Consider the following 16,182-nt stretch of genomic DNA (forward strand, 5'->3'; position numbering starts at 1 on the left):
GGAACCGATCAGCGCCACGGCACGTCTGTGTTCTTGTTCATGAAGGGTTCCTCCGGGAAAGCCGGACGGAACCTGAGGGCACGACTCTCGGAGGAAGACGTGATGGTTCGGCGGATCCGGCTGGCGACGGTGGTGGTCGTGGGGCTCGTGCCGGCGTTGCTCGCGCTGTCGGCCTGCGGCCACTCTCACCACCACCACACGGTGGTGCACCACCACGTCGTCCACCACCACGTGGTCCACCACCGCTGACGACCGCGGGGCGGGCCGGGCGTCTCCCGGCCCGCCCCGGCCTTGTTCACCGCGTCTCCGGACCATCGGGAGGCGACCACCGGGCGACGGCGGTCCGGTCAGCGGGCTCCCGGCGCGACGCCCGTGCGCCTGAGCGCGCCGATCGCCTTGGCGGCGCCCGCGGCCCTCACGTCGACGAACGCCGGGGTCACGTCCAGCGGCACGCGGTAGCCGCGCAGGGTCGTCGGGCCCCGGACGACCCTGCCGCGGTTGACGTCGAACCACCTTCCCGTCGGCAGGAACACGTCACGGGTCGCGCCGCTGCTCAGCTTTGGCGCGGCGAGGACGGCCGGGCCGAGCATCCACTCGTCCTTCACCGTGTACGCCGCCGCGTCCCTCGGGAAGTCGAAGAACAGCGGCCGCATGATCGGGTCGCCGGTGGCGACGCTGTGCTTCACCTGGTCCCAGATGTAGGGCGCGAGCCTGCCGTGCGCGCGAACGGCGTCGCGGTACCGGTCGATGGTCTCCCGGTCGTAGGAGACCGGCTTGCCGGTCGTCGTGTCGTTGGTCCCGGCGGGTGATGTAGAGGAGTACATCAGCGGCATGAGCGAGGACGCCTGCGCCCACCGGATGAGGACCTCCTTGGCCGGGGCTGGCTGACCCAGCGAGCCGCCGACCATGTCGGTCTCGACGAACGGGTAGCCGATCGTGGAGATCGCGAGGTTCTGCGACACCGCGGCGGCGAGGGATTCCCAGCCGGTCCCCTTGTCGACCTGGCGGATGACGAAGCCGGTCTGCTGCGACCCGCTCCAGTGCACGCGGATGCCGGCGCCCTGCAGGTCGAACTGGTCGGCCAGTTGCGCGCCGAGTCGCTGGTAGTCGGCGCGCCCGTAGCCTTCGTCGGGCGCGCAGGAGTCGTCGAAGAAGCGGGTGTCGAACTTGAAGCCGTCCACCCGGTAGGTGCTCATCAGCTTCTTCAGGTTCCCGACGTACCAGGCCTTGGCCTCGGGGTCGGCCAGGTCGACGATGCCGGCGGTGCCGTTCCACCAGCTCACCGTGCACGGCCTGGTCGGGTCGGCCTTGTCCTTCAGCAGGTAGCCGTGGTCGGCGGCGTACCGGTAGTTGGTGGAGTCCAGGTTGATCCACAGGGTGACCCAGATGCCGAAGTCGTAGCCCATCGCGTGGATCCTGTCCGACATCGCGCGGGCGTCGGGGAAGGTCCGCGTGTCGAAGGTCAGGTTCCCGTAGTTGGACTCCCACCGGTCGTCGAGCTGGATGGTGTGCCCGGGGATGCCGTTGTCGTGCAGCCGCTGGGCGTAGTCCAGGAGCTTCGCCTGGTCCACGTTCGTGTAGAACTGCGCCCAGGAGTTCCACAGCGGCTCGGCGAACTGCCTGTACGTGGCGTCGCTCTTGGCCGGCCTGCCGACGACGCCGGTGTGGTCGCGGTACACCTCAAAGGGGTTCGCCTCCACGAAGACGGTGGCGTTGTAGGTGCCGCCCGAGTCGACGGTGAAGCGGCCGAGGCCGTCGTTCGCGTCGTTGATGGCGACGTCCATGACCTCGCCGGTGTCGACGAGCAGCCCGGTGGCGCTGGAGGTGTACCAGAACGGGTCGACCACCTCGTACGACGCCGGCCCGAAGGCGTCGTCGTGCACGTTTCCGGCGTCGAGCGGCCACGGCTGGTCGGTGTACGGGCCGCCGCCCGGGGTAGCCGTCTCGCCGTGGCCGTACCAGTGACCCGCGGATCTCAGGTCGAAGGCCAGGCCCAGCCGGTCGGCGCCGCCGCCCTTGACGTCCCAGGACAGGGCGTAACGGTCGGACTTCGGGGTGATCAGCGCCTCGGCGGTGACGCCGTCCCGCGTGGTGGCGGCGTCGAGGCGCAGCACGCCGTTCTTCCAGGACCAGCCGGTGACCTTGGTGGCCCGCTGCCAGGCGCCGTCGGCGCGGAAGCGGAGGCCGCCGGTCGTACCGCCCGCGGTGGCCAGGACCGTGTGCCCGCCCCGCGTGGTCGTGATGGACAGGGAATCGGTGGCGACCTTGACGGAGTACCCCGGCGCTCCGGCCGATGCCGGCACCCTGAGGGTCACCGAGCGGGCATCGTGGGTCACCCGCGGACGGGCGGCGGCGTTCGTGCCGGCGTCCGCGGCGGGCATCGCGGCGAGGGAGCCCAGCGTCAGCGTTGCGAGAGAGACGGCGATCGCGACCGGTCGGTCACGCCATGACAGCACCCGGTACCTCCCGAGAGGAGTCGGCGGGCCGGCTCCCCCGTTCCGAACCCTGATCATGATCGATCGTGCTCAGTTTTGGCCGCAAACGCTCACATGTCAACGTTTGAGGTGATGACGTGTGCTCCCTCGGTCAGGCCGACTCGGGCAACGTGTCGAGATGCCGCAGGATGACGCCCTCCCGCAGCGCCCACGGGCAGATCATGACCTCGGACAGTTCGAACAGGTCCATCGCGGCGTCCGCGACGATCGCGCCGGCGACCAGTTGCGGCGCCCGGCCCGGCGACACCCCCGGCAACCCGGCGCGCTCGGCCACGCTCATCCCGGCCAGCCGCTCGGCCCACTCGATGAGGTCCGCGTGGCTGAGCACCCGCTGGACCAGCGGCCCCTGACCGGTCGGCGCCGCGCCGGCGATCCGGGCGAGCTGCTTGAACGTCTTGGAGGTCGCCACCGCGTGGTCCGGCATGCCACGCCGGGTCACCCCGGGGACCTCGCGGGCGATCGCCGCCCGGACGTACTTGCGCAGCGCGCGCACCTCATCGGGCGGCGGCGGATCCGCGGTGAACCAGTCACGGGTCAGCCTCCCCGCTCCCAGCGGCACGGACGTCGCGAAGTCGGGGTCCTCGTCGGCACCCGCGGCGATCTCCAGCGAACCGCCGCCGATGTCCAGGAGCAGCAGCCGGCCCGCCGACCAGCCGAACCACCGGCGGGCCGCCAGGAAGGTCAGCCGCGCCTCCTCGTCCCCGGGAAGCACCCGGAGGTCCGCGCCACTCTCGGCCCGCACCTTCGCGAGGACGTCCTCACCATTGACCGCCTCGCGGACCGCCGAGGTGGCGAACCCGATGAGCCGTTCGACCCCCTTGTCCTCGGCGACGCGCACGGCGTCCGCGACGAAACTCTGCAGCAGCGCCGCGCCCTCCTTGGACAACCGGTCGCCCTCCAGGTGCGCGGCCAGCCGCATCTCGATCTTGTGGGAGAAGGCGGGCAGCGGCGCCGCGCCGTGATGCGCGTCGACCACCAGCAAGTGAACGGTGTTCGATCCGACATCCAGGACACCGAGTCTCATGGCCGCACGTTACCGGCCCATCGCCCCGGCACGCCCGGCGGCGTCCGGCCGGACCCGGCCGGGCGCCGATCGACCGTGCCCGCTCAGCGGCCGATGCCGCGCAGTACGGCGGTGACCACGGCGTCGATCTCGTCCTGCGGAACGGGAGCGGCGTCCGGGTCCTCGGAGCGGCGCAGCAACAGGGACAGGATCGCCTCGTGGCAGACGCCGACCATCATCCGCACCGCCGGCTCCACCGGCGCCTGCGGGGCCAGGCGCCCCAGGTCCCGCTCGGCGCGCAGGTAGTCGATCAACCGGTCCCGCCAGTCGTCATCCGGCCTCGTCAGGTCGGCGAACCTCGCCAGGACCTCGGGCTGGGCGAGCAGCCCGGCGAACGCCGGGAGGATCGCCCGGTGTAGGTCCAGACCGTGAGCGAGGTAGGTGCGCAGGTTGCCCTCGATCGTGCCGCTGCCCGGCTCGGGCAGTTCGCCGAGACCGCGCTCGACCGCCCGCACCCGCGCCCGCAAGGCGTGGGCCAGCAACTCCTCCTTGTCGGCGAAGTGGTTGTAGAGCACCCCGTCGGCCACCCCTGCCGCCCGGGCGATCGCGCGTACGGTGAGCCCGGCGGTGCCGCGCTCGGCGATCAGACGCTCGGCCGTGACGATCAGGTGTGCGCGCAGGCTCTGCTCTCCGCCGCCGCCGCGGAGCGCCGCCGCTCTTCTCGGTGCCATCGGCACGCATCGTAGTGAGCCGCCGGGCCGGGCGGCCGATCAGGCGGGGCGCCGGGCGGTCACGAGCCATGCCGCGCCGCGGAGCCGTACGCCGCCGGGCCCGGCGAAGGGCCGCAGCGCGGTCGTGAGGGCGTCGCTCGCCCGGGCGGCGGCCTCGGGGCTCGCCTGGCGCAGGTGGTGCCTGACCGGTCCCCAGCCACGGATGAACTCGGCGGCGTCGGCGACGTCCCGGCCCCAGGTCTGGTCCGCCTCGACGCGACTGCAGCCGATCTCTCCGAATCCGGCGTCGGTCAGCACCTGCCGTACGCGCGCGGGGTCCGCGAACGACGTCGGGCCGGTGCCGTCGGGCCCGGTGGGCCGCGGCAGATGAGGGGCCATCGCCCCGAAGACGGTGCCCAGGTCGGTGCCTTCGAGCCCGGTCATGCACACGAAGGCGAGGCGCCCGTCCGGCCGTAGTGCGCGGCCGACGTTGGCGAACGCGGCGACCGGATCGGCGAAGAACATCACGCCGAACCGGCTGATCGCCGCGTCGAAGCCGTCCGCCGGAAACGCGTGGACCTGGACGTCCGCCCGCTCGAACGTCACGTTGGCCAGGCCCTCCTCGGCCGCGCGGGAGCGGGCCCTGGCGAGCATGGGGGCGGACAGGTCGATCCCGTGGACCCGGCCGGACCGGGCCGTACGGGCGGCGAGTCGTGTCAGCTGCCCGTTGCCGCAGCCGATGTCCAGCACGCGGTCCCGCTCCCCGATCGCCGCCGCGTCCAGGATGAAGCGGTTGACTCCGCTGTTCACGGCGTCGTACCGGTCGTCGTGATCGGCCCAGTGCTCCCCCTCGTACCCGTTCCACGCCTCGGCCTGGGCGGTGTTGACGATCCGTGACATCAGCGCTTCTCCCTCTTCCGACGTTATGAACGCATGTTCATGAACACATGTTCATGGTGGACCGGCCGACGACACGCGTCAAGGCCGCAAGGCTCGGGAGACGCCGGGGGGTCCGGGCGGAGACGGGCGGCGGGATGCGCGAAATAGCGCGATGAACACCACCGCATCCGAACGACAGCTCCCCCAACAAGCAGCATTTCCCCGCATGTCGGGTCGCTCCGCCGAGCATCTCGTCCGGCCTTCCGTCCGCACTGCCAGACGATGATCGCGACGAACGGGAGGAACCGGCAGGATAAGGACCAGGCCCATCGGACGGCAGCGAGGGACGCCCGTGAACGAGAGCTCCACCAGCCCCGAACCGGCGCCGACGCCGGAGATCGACACGAGCGTCCCGCACTCCGCCCGGGTGTGGAACTACTGGCTGGGCGGCAAGGACAACTATCCGGTCGACCGCGCGGCCGGCGACCAGTACCGGGAGATCTTCCCCGGCATCGTCGACACCGCCCGCGCGTCCCGGCACTTCCTCGCCCGCGCCGTACGGCACCTGGCGGGCGAGGAGGGCATCCGGCAGTTCCTCGACGTGGGCACCGGTCTGCCGACGGTCGACAACACCCATGAAGTGGCGCAGCGCGTCGCCTCCGGCTGCCGGATCGTCTACGTCGACAACGACCCCCTGGTCCTCGCGCACGCCCGCGCGCTGCTGACGAGTTCCGCCGAGGGCAGGACCGACTACGTCGACGCCGACATGCGCGAGCCCGAGAGGATCGTCAAGGCGGCGGCCGCCACGCTCGACCTGACCCGCCCCGTCGCGCTGATGTTCATGGGCGTGCTGGGCCATCTCGACGACTACGAGGAGGCCCGGTCGATCGTCCGGCGGCTGATGGACGCACTCCCCTCCGGCAGCTTCCTCGCGCTCGCCGACAGCATCGACGTCGGAGCGGACCATCGGGAGGCGAGCCGGCGCTACAAGGACAGCGGCGCGATCCCCTACCACCTTCGGACGCCGGAGCAGATCAGCGGTTTCTTCGCCGGCCTCGAGCCGGTCGAGCCGGGCATCGTGCCGATCCAGCGATGGCGGCCCGAGCCGGACCCGTTCGGCCCGCCGCGCGAGGTCGCGACCCTCGGCGGCGTCGCCCGCAAGCCCTGAGCCTTACACGAACCCTGAGCCTCGCGAACCCGACCGTCGGATTCCGGCAGAGCCGCCCGGCCGACGGCCTTTACGTAGTAAGCCCCGTCCGGCGTCCGCTACCGTGACGGGCGATGATCGCTCTCGCCTCCCTCGCCGGGCTCTCCGTCGGCGACGCGTTCGGCGCCCAGTTCTTCGCCACCGAGAACCGGCCGCTGCTCCTCGACGAGACGGCGGTGCCGCCCGGCCCGTGGCCGTGGACGGACGACACCGAGATGGCCTGCAACCTCCTCGACGTCCTGCGCCGGCACGGCGAGGTGGACCGGGACGCCCTCGCCGCCGCCTTCGCGACGCGTTACGACCCCTACCGCGGGTACGGGCCGGGCACTGTCGTCCTCCTGCGCGCGCTGCGCGACGGCGAGTCCTGGCGTACGGCCTCCCCCGCCCAGTTCGGCGGCCGGGGATCGATGGGCAACGGGGCCGCCATGCGCGTCGCTCCCCTCGGCGCCTACTACCCCGGTGACCTCGAACGCGCCGCGCTGGAGGCGGCCGCCTCGGCCGTCGTCACGCACGCGCACCCCGAGGGCATCGCCGGCGCGGTCGCCGTCGCCGTCGCGGCCTCGTACGCCGTGCGCGGTGACGCCGACGGGCTGCTGGACGCCGTCCTCGAGCACACTCCGCGCGGGTCCGTGCACGACGGCGTCCGCCGGGCGGCCGGGCTGCTCGGCCGGACCCGCGAGGAGGCCGCGTACGAACTCGGCAACGGGTCCCGCGTCCTCGCCGCGGACACCGTTCCATTCTGCCTGTGGGCCGCGGTCCGTCATCTCTCCGACTACGAGCGGGCCGTGCGCACCTGCGTGGCCGTCGGCGGAGACATCGACACGACCGCCGCGATCACCGGCGGCATCGTCGCGGCCCATACCGGGGCCGGGGGGATCCCCCCCGGCCTGGCGGACGGCCCGCGAGCCCCTGCCCACCTGGGTCGCGGAGCCCGGCGCGGGCCGCTGAAGCACCACGGCCGTCACCGGACCGAATCCTCCGGCCGGCCGCCCGCACGGGCGTCGGTGCCGGGACGCGCCCCGCTGGGGCGTGCCGAGGTAGGACGCCGGGGCCACCCGGCGCTCCCACACCGTTCGGTGGCGGCCCCGGCGTTCTATCCCTCCAGTCGCCCCAGGTTCGCGAAAGGTTGCCGCCGGATCGGGGAATTCCGGAAACGACGAAAGGGCGCCGGGGTCACGGCGCTCCCACCGTTAGGTTCCGACCCCGGCGCCCAGTCCATCGATCGCCCTGAGGAGGTCCTCCCGGGCGAATATCGGCTCGTCGTGTGGTGGGCCGGGCGGAGGCGGCATGAGGCACCGCCTCCGCCCGGCGTCGGTGGCGCGGGTCAGGCCCGCGTCATGGCGGCCGGGGTCCTACTGCACCGGCGGGTAGGCGTTCTGCAGGAGCTGGTGGAACATCGCGGAGAACCAGTGGCCGGACAGCGGCGCGTTCGGCATGGCACCGGACGGGTTGTTGTTGTTGCGCACGTTCCCGCCGTAGCTCGGGTCGCACATCTGGTCGAAGCCCTTGCCCTCGTCGTTCGGGATGCTGCTGCTCGCCCCGTCGGACTCGCCCGGCGGCTTGACCCACGCGTAGGCGTCGAAGCCGGAGGCCGGAGCGGCGGTCGGCCGGGCGCCCAGACCGGAGCCGGCCTGGTTGCACCAGTCGCCGACGTGCGGCCGGCGGTCGACGCGCTCGGCGTTGACCTGGGTGTTGATGTCACTCGCCGTGCTCGGGCCGGTTGGCCGGTTCGCGCCGCCCCAGCCATTGCGGGAGGTGTCGATCACCATGCCAATGCTCGACGGGAAGCCGTCGGAGATCAGCTGCTGCCGGAAGGCCGCGCCGAAGCTCGACTCGTCCACGTAGTAGTTCCAGTCCACCCAGGTCGACGCGCGGGTCTGGGAGTTGACCGGCAGGTACGGCTCGGTGGTCGGCGAGTAGTTGGCGGTGTTGATGACGAAACCGTCGACGCTGTTGACGCCCGCCGTGGTGCCCTTCGCGACCGTGGCGAACAGCTGCGCGGCGGGGCCCAGGTTGCTATCCCAGCCGAGCCAGCCGTGGTGGCCGGCGTCGATGTAGGTGTAGACGTTGCTGATCGCGTGCAGCTTGTTCAGCGCGTACTGGACGCCCTTCACGTAGTTGCCGTTCTGCTGCATCGTCTGGCACTGGGTGGTCGCGGTGTTGCCGCTGACGTTCGTGACCAGGTTCGGCAGCGAGTCGGGCTCGATGTAGGTGATGATCTTGAGGTTCTTGTACTTCGAGTCGCTCATGATCGAGGCGATCGGGTCGATGTACTCGGTCTGGTAACGGCCGATGTCCGTCGGGCCGAGTTCACCGTTGGAGGCCAGCGCCGCGCAGTCACGTCCCGGCAGGTCGTAGATGACGAACTGCGCGTAGCTCGCGCCCTGCGCCACCGCGGCGTCGAGGTGGGCCTTCAGCCCCATCCCGCCGTTCACCCCGTTGATCGCCGCGATCCGGTCCAGCCACACGGCGGTCGGCTGGTTGGCGATCGCGCTGCCGCCGTCGTTCTTGGCCTGGTCGGACCACTCGGAGTTGACGTAGCCCTTGCCGCCGGAGAACGGGTTGTCGGCGTGCGGTCCGCCCGACCCGGGGTCGGTAGGCGTCACGGTGGGCGTCGGCGTGTCCGTCGGGCCGCCGCCACCCGGAGTTCCGTTGCAGGTGGTGCCGTTCACCTTGAAGGACGTCGGGGCGTCGTTCGTCCCGGAGTAGGAGGCGTTGAAGCCGAGCGACGTCGACGCGTTGGTGGCGAGGCTGCCGTTGTAGGACAGGCTCTTCACGGTGACGTGCTTGCCGGACTGGGAGTACGTGCCGCTCCAGCCCTGGGTGACCTGCTGGTTCCCGGCGAAGTCCCACTCCAGCGTCCAGGAGCTCAGCGAGTCGCCGAGGTTGGTGAGCCCGATGTTCGCGGTGAAGCCGTTGCTCCACTGGTTCACCGAGTAGGTCACCTTGCAGCCGGCGGCCGCGTGGGCCCGGCCCATGCCGAACAGCACGGATACGAGGCCGAGCAGGAGCGCGGCGATCGCCACGCCCACCCGGTCCATCCGCAGCGCGACGCCGCGGCGGGGGTTGAATCTCAACAAGGGTTGTCCTCCTCGGACGGTTCGGGAGCGCTTCCGGGGGTCGGAACGGCTCCGGGGGCGGGGCAGAGGGTCGATGAGGAGTACGGCTCCGGGGGCGCGGGACGGCGCCCCCGGAGCGGTGGATCTCTGGTTGAAGAGCTGGCCGTAGGTCGCCATCGCCATCGCGATGTCCGCCTGCGCCCAGAACCGGTGGTAGGTGAAGACCGGCGCCGCTCCGCCGTTCAGGTACGACTGGACCTTCGACCAGGAGGGGTCCTGCTTGTACCAGGAGCGGATCGACAGGAACGTCGCGTTGCTGTCGATCTTGTCGCCGTTCGGCATCGTGCCGGTCCAGCCGGAGGGCACGTACACGCCGTCGTGGTTGGTGTTGGAGGTGCTGTACGGCTGCGTGAACCGGTTGTAGTCCGTACGGGTCTCCGGCACCGCGATGCCGATCCCGTCCTGGTTGTTCGTCCACATGTCGTCGAGCAGCGTCTGCGCGGTCGACCGGGCCGTCGTGTCCCCGGACTTGGCCGCGTAGTAGGCCAGGGTCTTGGCGTACGCCGCGGCCACGCCGACGTCGTTGGTGTAGTCGGCGATCGTGACGTGCAGGCCGGAGTTGGAGCCGGGGCTGGACGCGTTCCAGGTGTCGGGCTGGCCGCTCCAGTGCAGGGTCGAGGGGATCTGGAACGTCCCGTCGGGGTTCAGCGTGGTGTTGGCCGTGGCCCACGCCACCCACTTGTCCAGCACGGTCTTGGCGGTGGTGTCACCGCTGGCGTAGTAGTACTCGGCGACCCGCTCCATCGACCACGCCTGGAAGCCGAACCACTGGTTGCTCGGCGGGTCGTGGTAGACCGGCTGCCAGTCGTAGGCCATGCCGTAGAAGGTGGAGTCGCCGGACGGCGGTGTGCCGTACGCGCCGCCCCAGCTGTTGGTCGCCCCACCGGCGATGGCGCCTTCGGAGGACTGCAGCCAGCGGTAGAACTCCAGCTGCCGCTGCAGGCTCTTCTTCCAGTCGTCCGTGCCGGTCGTGGACTTCGGCGCCATGGCCGAGTCGTTCGTGAGGGCGTACGCCGCCATGGGGTTCTGGTAGCCGGAGTGCGAGGCGCTGTCGCCGATCCGCCAGGCCCAGCCGGCGCTGGTGTCGGTCGCGCCGCCCCAGGCGTAGTACCACGACAGCAGGTAGTGGGCGCTGTCCTTGCCGGTCCCGGCCGGGCAGCTCGGGCTGGTGCAGTTACCGATCTTCTTGAAGTACTTGTCGAAGAAGGAGTACCGCAGGTAGTCGCCCATCTTCCCCGCCTTGGCGACCGTGGCGGACACGTCCGAGCCCTTGTTCTGCTGCTTGGCCCAGGTGTCGGCCCAGTACGCGGCCTGGATGGCGCGCGCGTCGGCGTCCGGGGCGTCGGTGTACTTCCACTGCTTGGCGTAGCTGGAGTCCTTGATGAACAGGTCCAGGTAGCCGTTCTTGCCGCCGTAGGCCATCTTGTCGCAGGTCGGCTGCGGGATCGTCTCCCACACCGACTCCTGCGGGCCGCGCTGGTAGGTGTTGATGAAGGACGGCGCCTTGGTGTTCGGGCCCTCCTCGCAGCCACCGCCGGGCGTGTCGCCGTAGCCGTAGACGTTGTCGACGTCCTGCAGCCAGTGCATGCCGTAGACGTCGTCGGTGCCGTAGGCGGACTTCAGCTCCGCGGCGATCGGGTCCTTACCGGAGGTGACGCCCGAGTCGATCTGCGAGGGGTACTGCTCCGGCAGGTCGTGCTCGGCCGCGTACGTCGCCGGCTTGCTCGGGTCGTAGTAACTGTTGGTCGGCTGGTCCGCGTGCGACGGGATCATGTACTTCTCCATGACCGCCCACGCGTTGTTGAACTTGCTCCAGTCGCCGGTGACCTTCCCGTACACCGCCTGCAGCCAGATCAGGTAGCTGTACGCCTCGGAGGTGGTCTCGTGGCCCTGGTCCGGCGCCTCGACCATGAGCGTCTCGACCGAGTGGTACGGGATGCCCTCCTTGCTGAAGTAGCCGTTGGCCGGGTCGGTGATCTTGTTGTAGAGCGTGAGGAAGCGGTCCTCGTACGCGCCGTTGGACTTCATCTCGGTGACGGTGACGCTCGCGGTGTCGTACCCCGTCGCCTTGGCGGTGAAGGTCGCCGCGCCCGTGCCGGAGGAGTCCGCGCTGATCGTGACGTTCTGCGCGGTCGACCAGTTGGACGGGGTGAAGGTCAGCGTGCCGCCCGAGGAGACCGTGAGGCCGGTGTTGCCGCTGTCCCGCGCGACCGTGACGGTCACGTTGCCGGACGGCTGGCTGGACAGCTTCACGCCGAACGTCCCGGTCTTGCCCTGCTGGACGGTCAGCGCGGTCGGGCTCGCGACGACGGCGGGGCCGCTGGCGACGTGCACGCCGACCGGCGTGGACTCGGCGGTGGCGCCCTGGCTGTCGTACGCCTTGGCGTACAGCGAGTAGTCCCCGGCCGGCACGTTCGTCCAGCTGAAGGAGTACGGCGAGGAGGTGTCGGTGCCGAGCAGCGTCGTGTCGCTGTAGAACTCGACCTTGCTGATCGTCGCACCGTCATTGGCGCTCGCGGTCGCGGCGAGCGGGATGGTCGCGCCCGAGCTGTACGTCGCGCCGGCGGCCGGGCTGGTCAGCGACACGGTCGGCGCCTTGTGCGCCCCGTTACAGGCGGTCCCGTTGACGGAGAAGGACGTCGGCTTGGCGTTCGTGCCGCTGTAGGTGAAGTTGCCGCCGAAGCTGACGGAGGCGTTCGTGGCGAGCGCGCCGTTCCAGCTCAGGTTGGTGACGGTGACGTCCTGGCCGGACTGCGTCCAGTTGCCGCTCCAGCCCTGGCTGAGCTTCTGGTTGCCGGCGTAGGAGTACTTCAGGGTCCAGCCGTTGATGGCGGGGCCGAGGTTGGTGAGCGTGATGTTGGCGGTGAAGCCCGAGCCCCAGTCGTTGACCGAGTAGTCGACCTTGCACTGCACGTCGGCGGCGTGCGCGCCGGTGCCGGCGGCGAACATGCCGGCCAGAAGCGACAGGACGACCAGGAACGGTCGCCACCTCTGCCGTCTCTTCATAAGGGGGTTCCTCCTGACGGGGAGCACCACCGGCCCGCCGGGGCCGGCTGCTGAGGGGGTCGGCCTGCGCGGCCGGGTGATCACGCGGAGTCGCGGATGATGAGCTTCGTGTTGAGCACGACGCCCTGGCCGGAGGACGCGTCCCCGGCGATGCGGCCGAGCAGCTCGCGGGCCATCCGGACGCCCATGTCCTCGATGGGCTGGCGTACGGTCGTCAGCCGCGGGCGGACGCGGCCGGCGATCGGCGAGTCGTCGAAGCCGACGACCGCGACGTCCTCGGGGACCCGGCGCCCGGTCCGGCGCAGCGCGCGCAGCGCTCCGACGGCCATCTGGTCGGACGCGCACAGCACGGCGTCGATGTCGGGCCTGCGGTCCAGCAGGCGGTTCATCGCGTGCTCGCCCGACGCCTGGTGCAGGTCACCGTAGGTGATCAGGCCGGCGGTCGGCAGGCCGGCGTCGCCGATGGCGGCCCGGTAGCCCGCCAGCCGGTCGACGCCCACGGCCCGGTCGGGCGGCCCGGCGATCGTCCCGATCGTCTGGCGCCCGCACCTGAGCAGATAGTCCACGGCGGTACGCGCACCGCCGCGGTTGTCGGCGTCGACGTACGGCAGCGGGGTCGTCCACAGCGGCCGCCCGGCCAGCAGGACGGGCACGCCCGTCTGCCGGAGGGCCATCGCGGGTGCGCCGTGCGCGCTGATCAGCAGGACGCCGTCGGCACGGCCGCCGCGCAGGTACTCCGCGACCGTGCCCCAGCGGCCGGATCGGCCGACGACCAGGACGACGAGTTCGCGGTCGTCGCCCAGCTCGCGCCGGACGCCGGAGAACAGGCGGGCGAAGAACTGATCGGTGAAGACACGGGCGTCGTCCTCGCACACGACCGCGGCGATCGATCCGCTGCGACGGTCCGCGGGGGCGGCGCGGTGTCGCACGTACCCGAGGCGTTGCACGGCCTCTTCGACGCGGGAACGGGCGCGCGGGCTGACCCGTGCGGTTCCGTTGATCACACGGGATGCGGTGGCGGGCGAGACTCCGGCGAGAGCGGCGACGTGCGCGAGAGTGGGGGTCTCGATGTGCGCGAGTGTCGGCGTCTCCATGGTGCAGGAGGGTGCGGAGAGTTCCCTTCCGTTCACGGAAATGACTCCCTTCGGGCGCTGTGGCTCGAGTGGCGGGGGTGTGGGAGCGCTCCCACAATCCAAGGCGCGCGAAAGGGTTGTCAAGGGGAATGTATCGCCCGTGTAAACGGCGAGTTTCACGCCGGTGATCCCGGCGCGTCCGTCCGCGCTCGCGAGCAGGCCGGTTGCCCGCCCGGCCGCCGGACACGCCCCGTACGGGGCCGTGAAAACCGATGAAAGGGGAAGAAAGGGATGGCGTTCAGGGCAGCCAGGCCACGTGCCCGTGCAGGAACGTGTATCCGACGAACGTCACGGCGTCGATCAGCGTGTGCGCGACGATCAGCGGGGCCGCCCGCCCCCACCGCTGGTACAGCCGCCCGAAGATCACACCCATGATCACGTTCCCGGCGAACCCGCCGAACCCCTGGTACAGGTGGTACGACCCGCGCAGCACGGCGCTGACCGTCAGCGCCCGTCCCGGCGACCATTCCAGCTGGGAGAGCCGGTGCAGCAGGTAGCCCGCGACGATGACCTCTTCGAGGACGCCGTTCTGCGCGGCGGACAGCAGCAGCACCGGGACGCGCCACCACACGTCCGGCAGCCGGGCCGGCACGACGGCGAGGTTGGCCCCGGAGTAGTACGCGGCGAGGTAGAACCCCAGGCCCGCCCCGCCGACGACCGCCGCCAGCGCCGCGCCCCGGACGCCGTCCCGCACGGGTTCCCGCCCGTCCACGCCGATCGTCGCCAGGGACTCCCCCGAGCGGAGCAGCAGGTAGGCCACGAGCGCAACCGGCGCCAGGGCGCTCGCGACACCGAAGACCTGGAACGCCAGATCGATCCAGGGCCGTCCGGGCGCGTACGAGCCGACGATCAGTGCCTGCTGGTGCGACAGCGCCTTCGGCGCCGTGAGCGAGGCGATGAGATGCAGCAGCGCCTGGACGCCGCTCGCGCCCAGCGAGACCGCGAAGACGACCCAGATCTCTGCGGTGAGCAGCCGCCGGCTCACCGGCTCGGCACGAACGTCCACCACCGTCACGGGATCCACCGGGGATCGCGCTTCTCCAGGAACGCCGCGATCCCCTCCCGGGCCTCCTCCGACGCGAACCGCTCCGCGGACAGCTCGGCCATCCGCGCGAAGTCCTCCGCCACCGACGCGCCCGGGACCAGGCGCGGCAGCCGCTTGGCGACGGCGAGGGCCTCCGGCGCGCCGCGCAGCAGCATCCCCGTGTAGTGAGCGACGGCCGCGTCCAGCTCCTCCGGCGGCACGGCGCGGTTCAGCAGCCCGATCTCCTGCGCGCGCCGCGCGTCGAACACCTCCCCGGTCAGGAAGTACTCGGCGGCGGCGCGCGGATCCATGCGGCGCAGGCAGGTCACCGCGATCATGGCGGGCACCACGCCGAGCCGCACCTCGCTGAACGCGAACGTCGCCGTGTCCGGCCCGATCGCGATGTCACAGGCGGTGACCAGCCCGAGCCCACCGGCCCGCGCGGGCCCGTTGAGCCGCGCGACGACGGGTTTCGGGCTCTCCCAGATCAGCGTCAGCAGCCCCGGGACGTCCGGCGGCGCCCCGCCCGCCCGTTGTTCCTTCAGGTCCGCGCCCGCGCAGAAGACCGGGCCGGTGCCCGTCAGGACGACGACGCGTACGGAGTCGTCCGCGGTCACCGCGGTCAGCGTCTCGCGCAGTTCGGCGACGAGCCGGCTCGACAGCGCGTTGCGGTTCCGCGGCGAGTCGAGGGTGACGGTCGCGATCCCGCCCTCGGCGGTGAGACGGACGAGCGGTTCCATGGCCCTCCCCGGACGGCCCGGGAGGCGTCCCCTGCCGATGGCCGGGCCACGGCCTGAGAAGGACCCGTCCCGGCCCTGACAGTGACGGTTCAGGCGCCGCACGCTGCCGCGTGATCGGCGCGCTCACATCTTACGCAGCCGCCGTCCCCCTGCAGCGGCGCCCACCGCCCCACCGCCGGGCGGGCCCCGACCATGCCCTCAGGTCACGGCGAGGTGGCCGCGTTGGTGCCGTGGGGTCTCGGCCTCGTCGAGCAGGGTGATGGCGAAGTCGGCGTAGGAGATGCGGGCTGCGGGGTCGCCGTGGTCGCGGATGTCGTACGCGCCGGTGCGCTCGCCTTCGTGGTCGAAGTCGCCGGCGGGGCTGACGTACACCCAGTCCAGCGCGCCGCCTTCGGCGCGGAGCACCTCCAGACCGGCGGCGTGCGCCAGGCAGAAGGGCCGGAACTCGGCGGGGAACCCGGGCGCGTCCACCGGCCGGGTCCCGTCGAGACCGGGCAGCAACACCGACAGCCCGACCGCGACGAGCCTGCCCACGCCGGCCTGCGGCAAGCCCGTGACCAGGGCGCGTGCGGCATCGGTGAAGAAGGCGTCCGGGTCGGTGCCCGCGCCGTACACCGCCGCCGCGTTGATCGCCGCGTCGTGCCCGGCCGCGAGGGCGGCGACGTCCGCCACGTTGGTGACGTCGCCGGCGGCGACCCGTACGCCACCGTCCGTCAGGCCGCGGTGGCCGGAGGGGTCGCGCACCACCGCGGTGACCTCGTGTCCGCGCCGCCGCGCTTCGGCGACGGCCTGCCGGCCGGCTCGGCCGCCTGCCCCGAAGATCACGATTCTGCCCATCCTTGGAATACCTCCCGGTGAGTCGATGC

The 16,182-nt window shown here is 71.5% G+C and carries 11 protein-coding genes and 1 pseudogene; 3 read left to right on the forward strand and 9 right to left on the reverse strand.

Annotation, left to right across the window (positions count from 1 at the left end; translation table 11 throughout):
• Nucleotides 1–102 precede the first annotated feature (102 nt).
• On the forward strand, nt 103–249 hold the full coding sequence (locus NE235_RS06470) for a hypothetical protein (protein ID WP_252800030.1): 147 nt from the start codon (nt 103–105) through the stop codon (nt 247–249).
• Nucleotides 250–347: 98 nt separating this feature from the next.
• On the opposite strand, the gene NE235_RS06475 is transcribed toward NE235_RS06470, so the two are convergent.
• The 4 genes from NE235_RS06475 to NE235_RS06490 all read right to left on the reverse strand — a co-directional run bounded on the left by NE235_RS06475 (nt 348) and on the right by NE235_RS06490 (nt 5,108).
• Nucleotides 348–2,456, reverse strand: coding sequence for a glycoside hydrolase family 31 protein (locus tag NE235_RS06475; protein ID WP_252800031.1), 2,109 nt, complete (start codon nt 2,454–2,456; stop codon nt 348–350).
• Between the two features lie 130 nt (nt 2,457–2,586).
• Entirely contained in the window at nt 2,587–3,519 is a 933-nt protein-coding gene (locus NE235_RS06480) for a Ppx/GppA phosphatase family protein (RefSeq protein ID WP_252800032.1), read from the reverse strand.
• Nucleotides 3,520–3,602: 83 nt separating this feature from the next.
• Nucleotides 3,603–4,229 (reverse strand): TetR/AcrR family transcriptional regulator, encoded by a 627-nt coding sequence (locus tag NE235_RS06485; protein ID WP_252800033.1) that lies wholly within the window; start codon nt 4,227–4,229, stop codon nt 3,603–3,605.
• 39 nt (nt 4,230–4,268) lie between these two features.
• The gene (locus NE235_RS06490; RefSeq protein WP_252800034.1) at nt 4,269–5,108 is read right to left on the reverse strand and encodes a class I SAM-dependent methyltransferase; all 840 of its coding nucleotides are present in this window, start codon (nt 5,106–5,108) and stop codon (nt 4,269–4,271) included.
• A 331-nt stretch (nt 5,109–5,439) separates the two neighbouring features.
• Between NE235_RS06490 and NE235_RS06495 the strand changes: the two genes are divergently transcribed.
• Complete coding sequence (locus NE235_RS06495; protein ID WP_252800035.1) at nt 5,440–6,255, forward strand: SAM-dependent methyltransferase; 816 nt, start codon at nt 5,440–5,442, stop codon at nt 6,253–6,255.
• Between the two features lie 113 nt (nt 6,256–6,368).
• Nucleotides 6,369–7,118: pseudogene (locus tag NE235_RS06500) on the forward strand (ADP-ribosylglycohydrolase family protein); the annotation flags it as partial.
• A 528-nt stretch (nt 7,119–7,646) separates the two neighbouring features.
• Here NE235_RS06500 and NE235_RS37200 read toward each other — a convergent pair.
• The 5 genes from NE235_RS37200 to NE235_RS06530 form a co-directional block, all read right to left on the reverse strand.
• Nucleotides 7,647–12,419, reverse strand: coding sequence for a glycoside hydrolase family 48 protein (locus NE235_RS37200; protein ID WP_289848280.1), 4,773 nt, complete (start codon nt 12,417–12,419; stop codon nt 7,647–7,649).
• Nucleotides 12,420–12,499: 80 nt separating this feature from the next.
• Complete coding sequence (locus tag NE235_RS06515) at nt 12,500–13,513, reverse strand: LacI family DNA-binding transcriptional regulator (RefSeq protein WP_252800036.1); 1,014 nt, start codon at nt 13,511–13,513, stop codon at nt 12,500–12,502.
• Between the two features lie 277 nt (nt 13,514–13,790).
• Nucleotides 13,791–14,576: a CPBP family intramembrane glutamic endopeptidase gene (locus tag NE235_RS06520; RefSeq protein ID WP_252800037.1), complete on the reverse strand. Its 786-nt coding sequence runs from the start codon at nt 14,574–14,576 to the stop codon at nt 13,791–13,793.
• Complete coding sequence (locus NE235_RS06525) at nt 14,564–15,316, reverse strand: enoyl-CoA hydratase-related protein (protein WP_252800038.1); 753 nt, start codon at nt 15,314–15,316, stop codon at nt 14,564–14,566. Before NE235_RS06525 ends, NE235_RS06520 begins: the two co-directional genes overlap by 13 nt.
• Before the next feature lie 198 nt (nt 15,317–15,514).
• Nucleotides 15,515–16,153 carry an NAD(P)-dependent oxidoreductase gene (locus NE235_RS06530; RefSeq protein ID WP_252800039.1) on the reverse strand — a complete coding sequence of 213 codons (639 nt, stop codon included), beginning with the start codon at nt 16,151–16,153 and terminating at the stop codon, nt 15,515–15,517.
• Between the last annotated feature and the right edge of the window lie 29 nt (nt 16,154–16,182).

Origin of the sequence: Actinoallomurus spadix (assembly GCF_024055725.1) — a bacterium.
Classification (GTDB): Bacteria; Actinomycetota; Actinomycetes; order Streptosporangiales; family Streptosporangiaceae; genus Actinoallomurus; species Actinoallomurus spadix.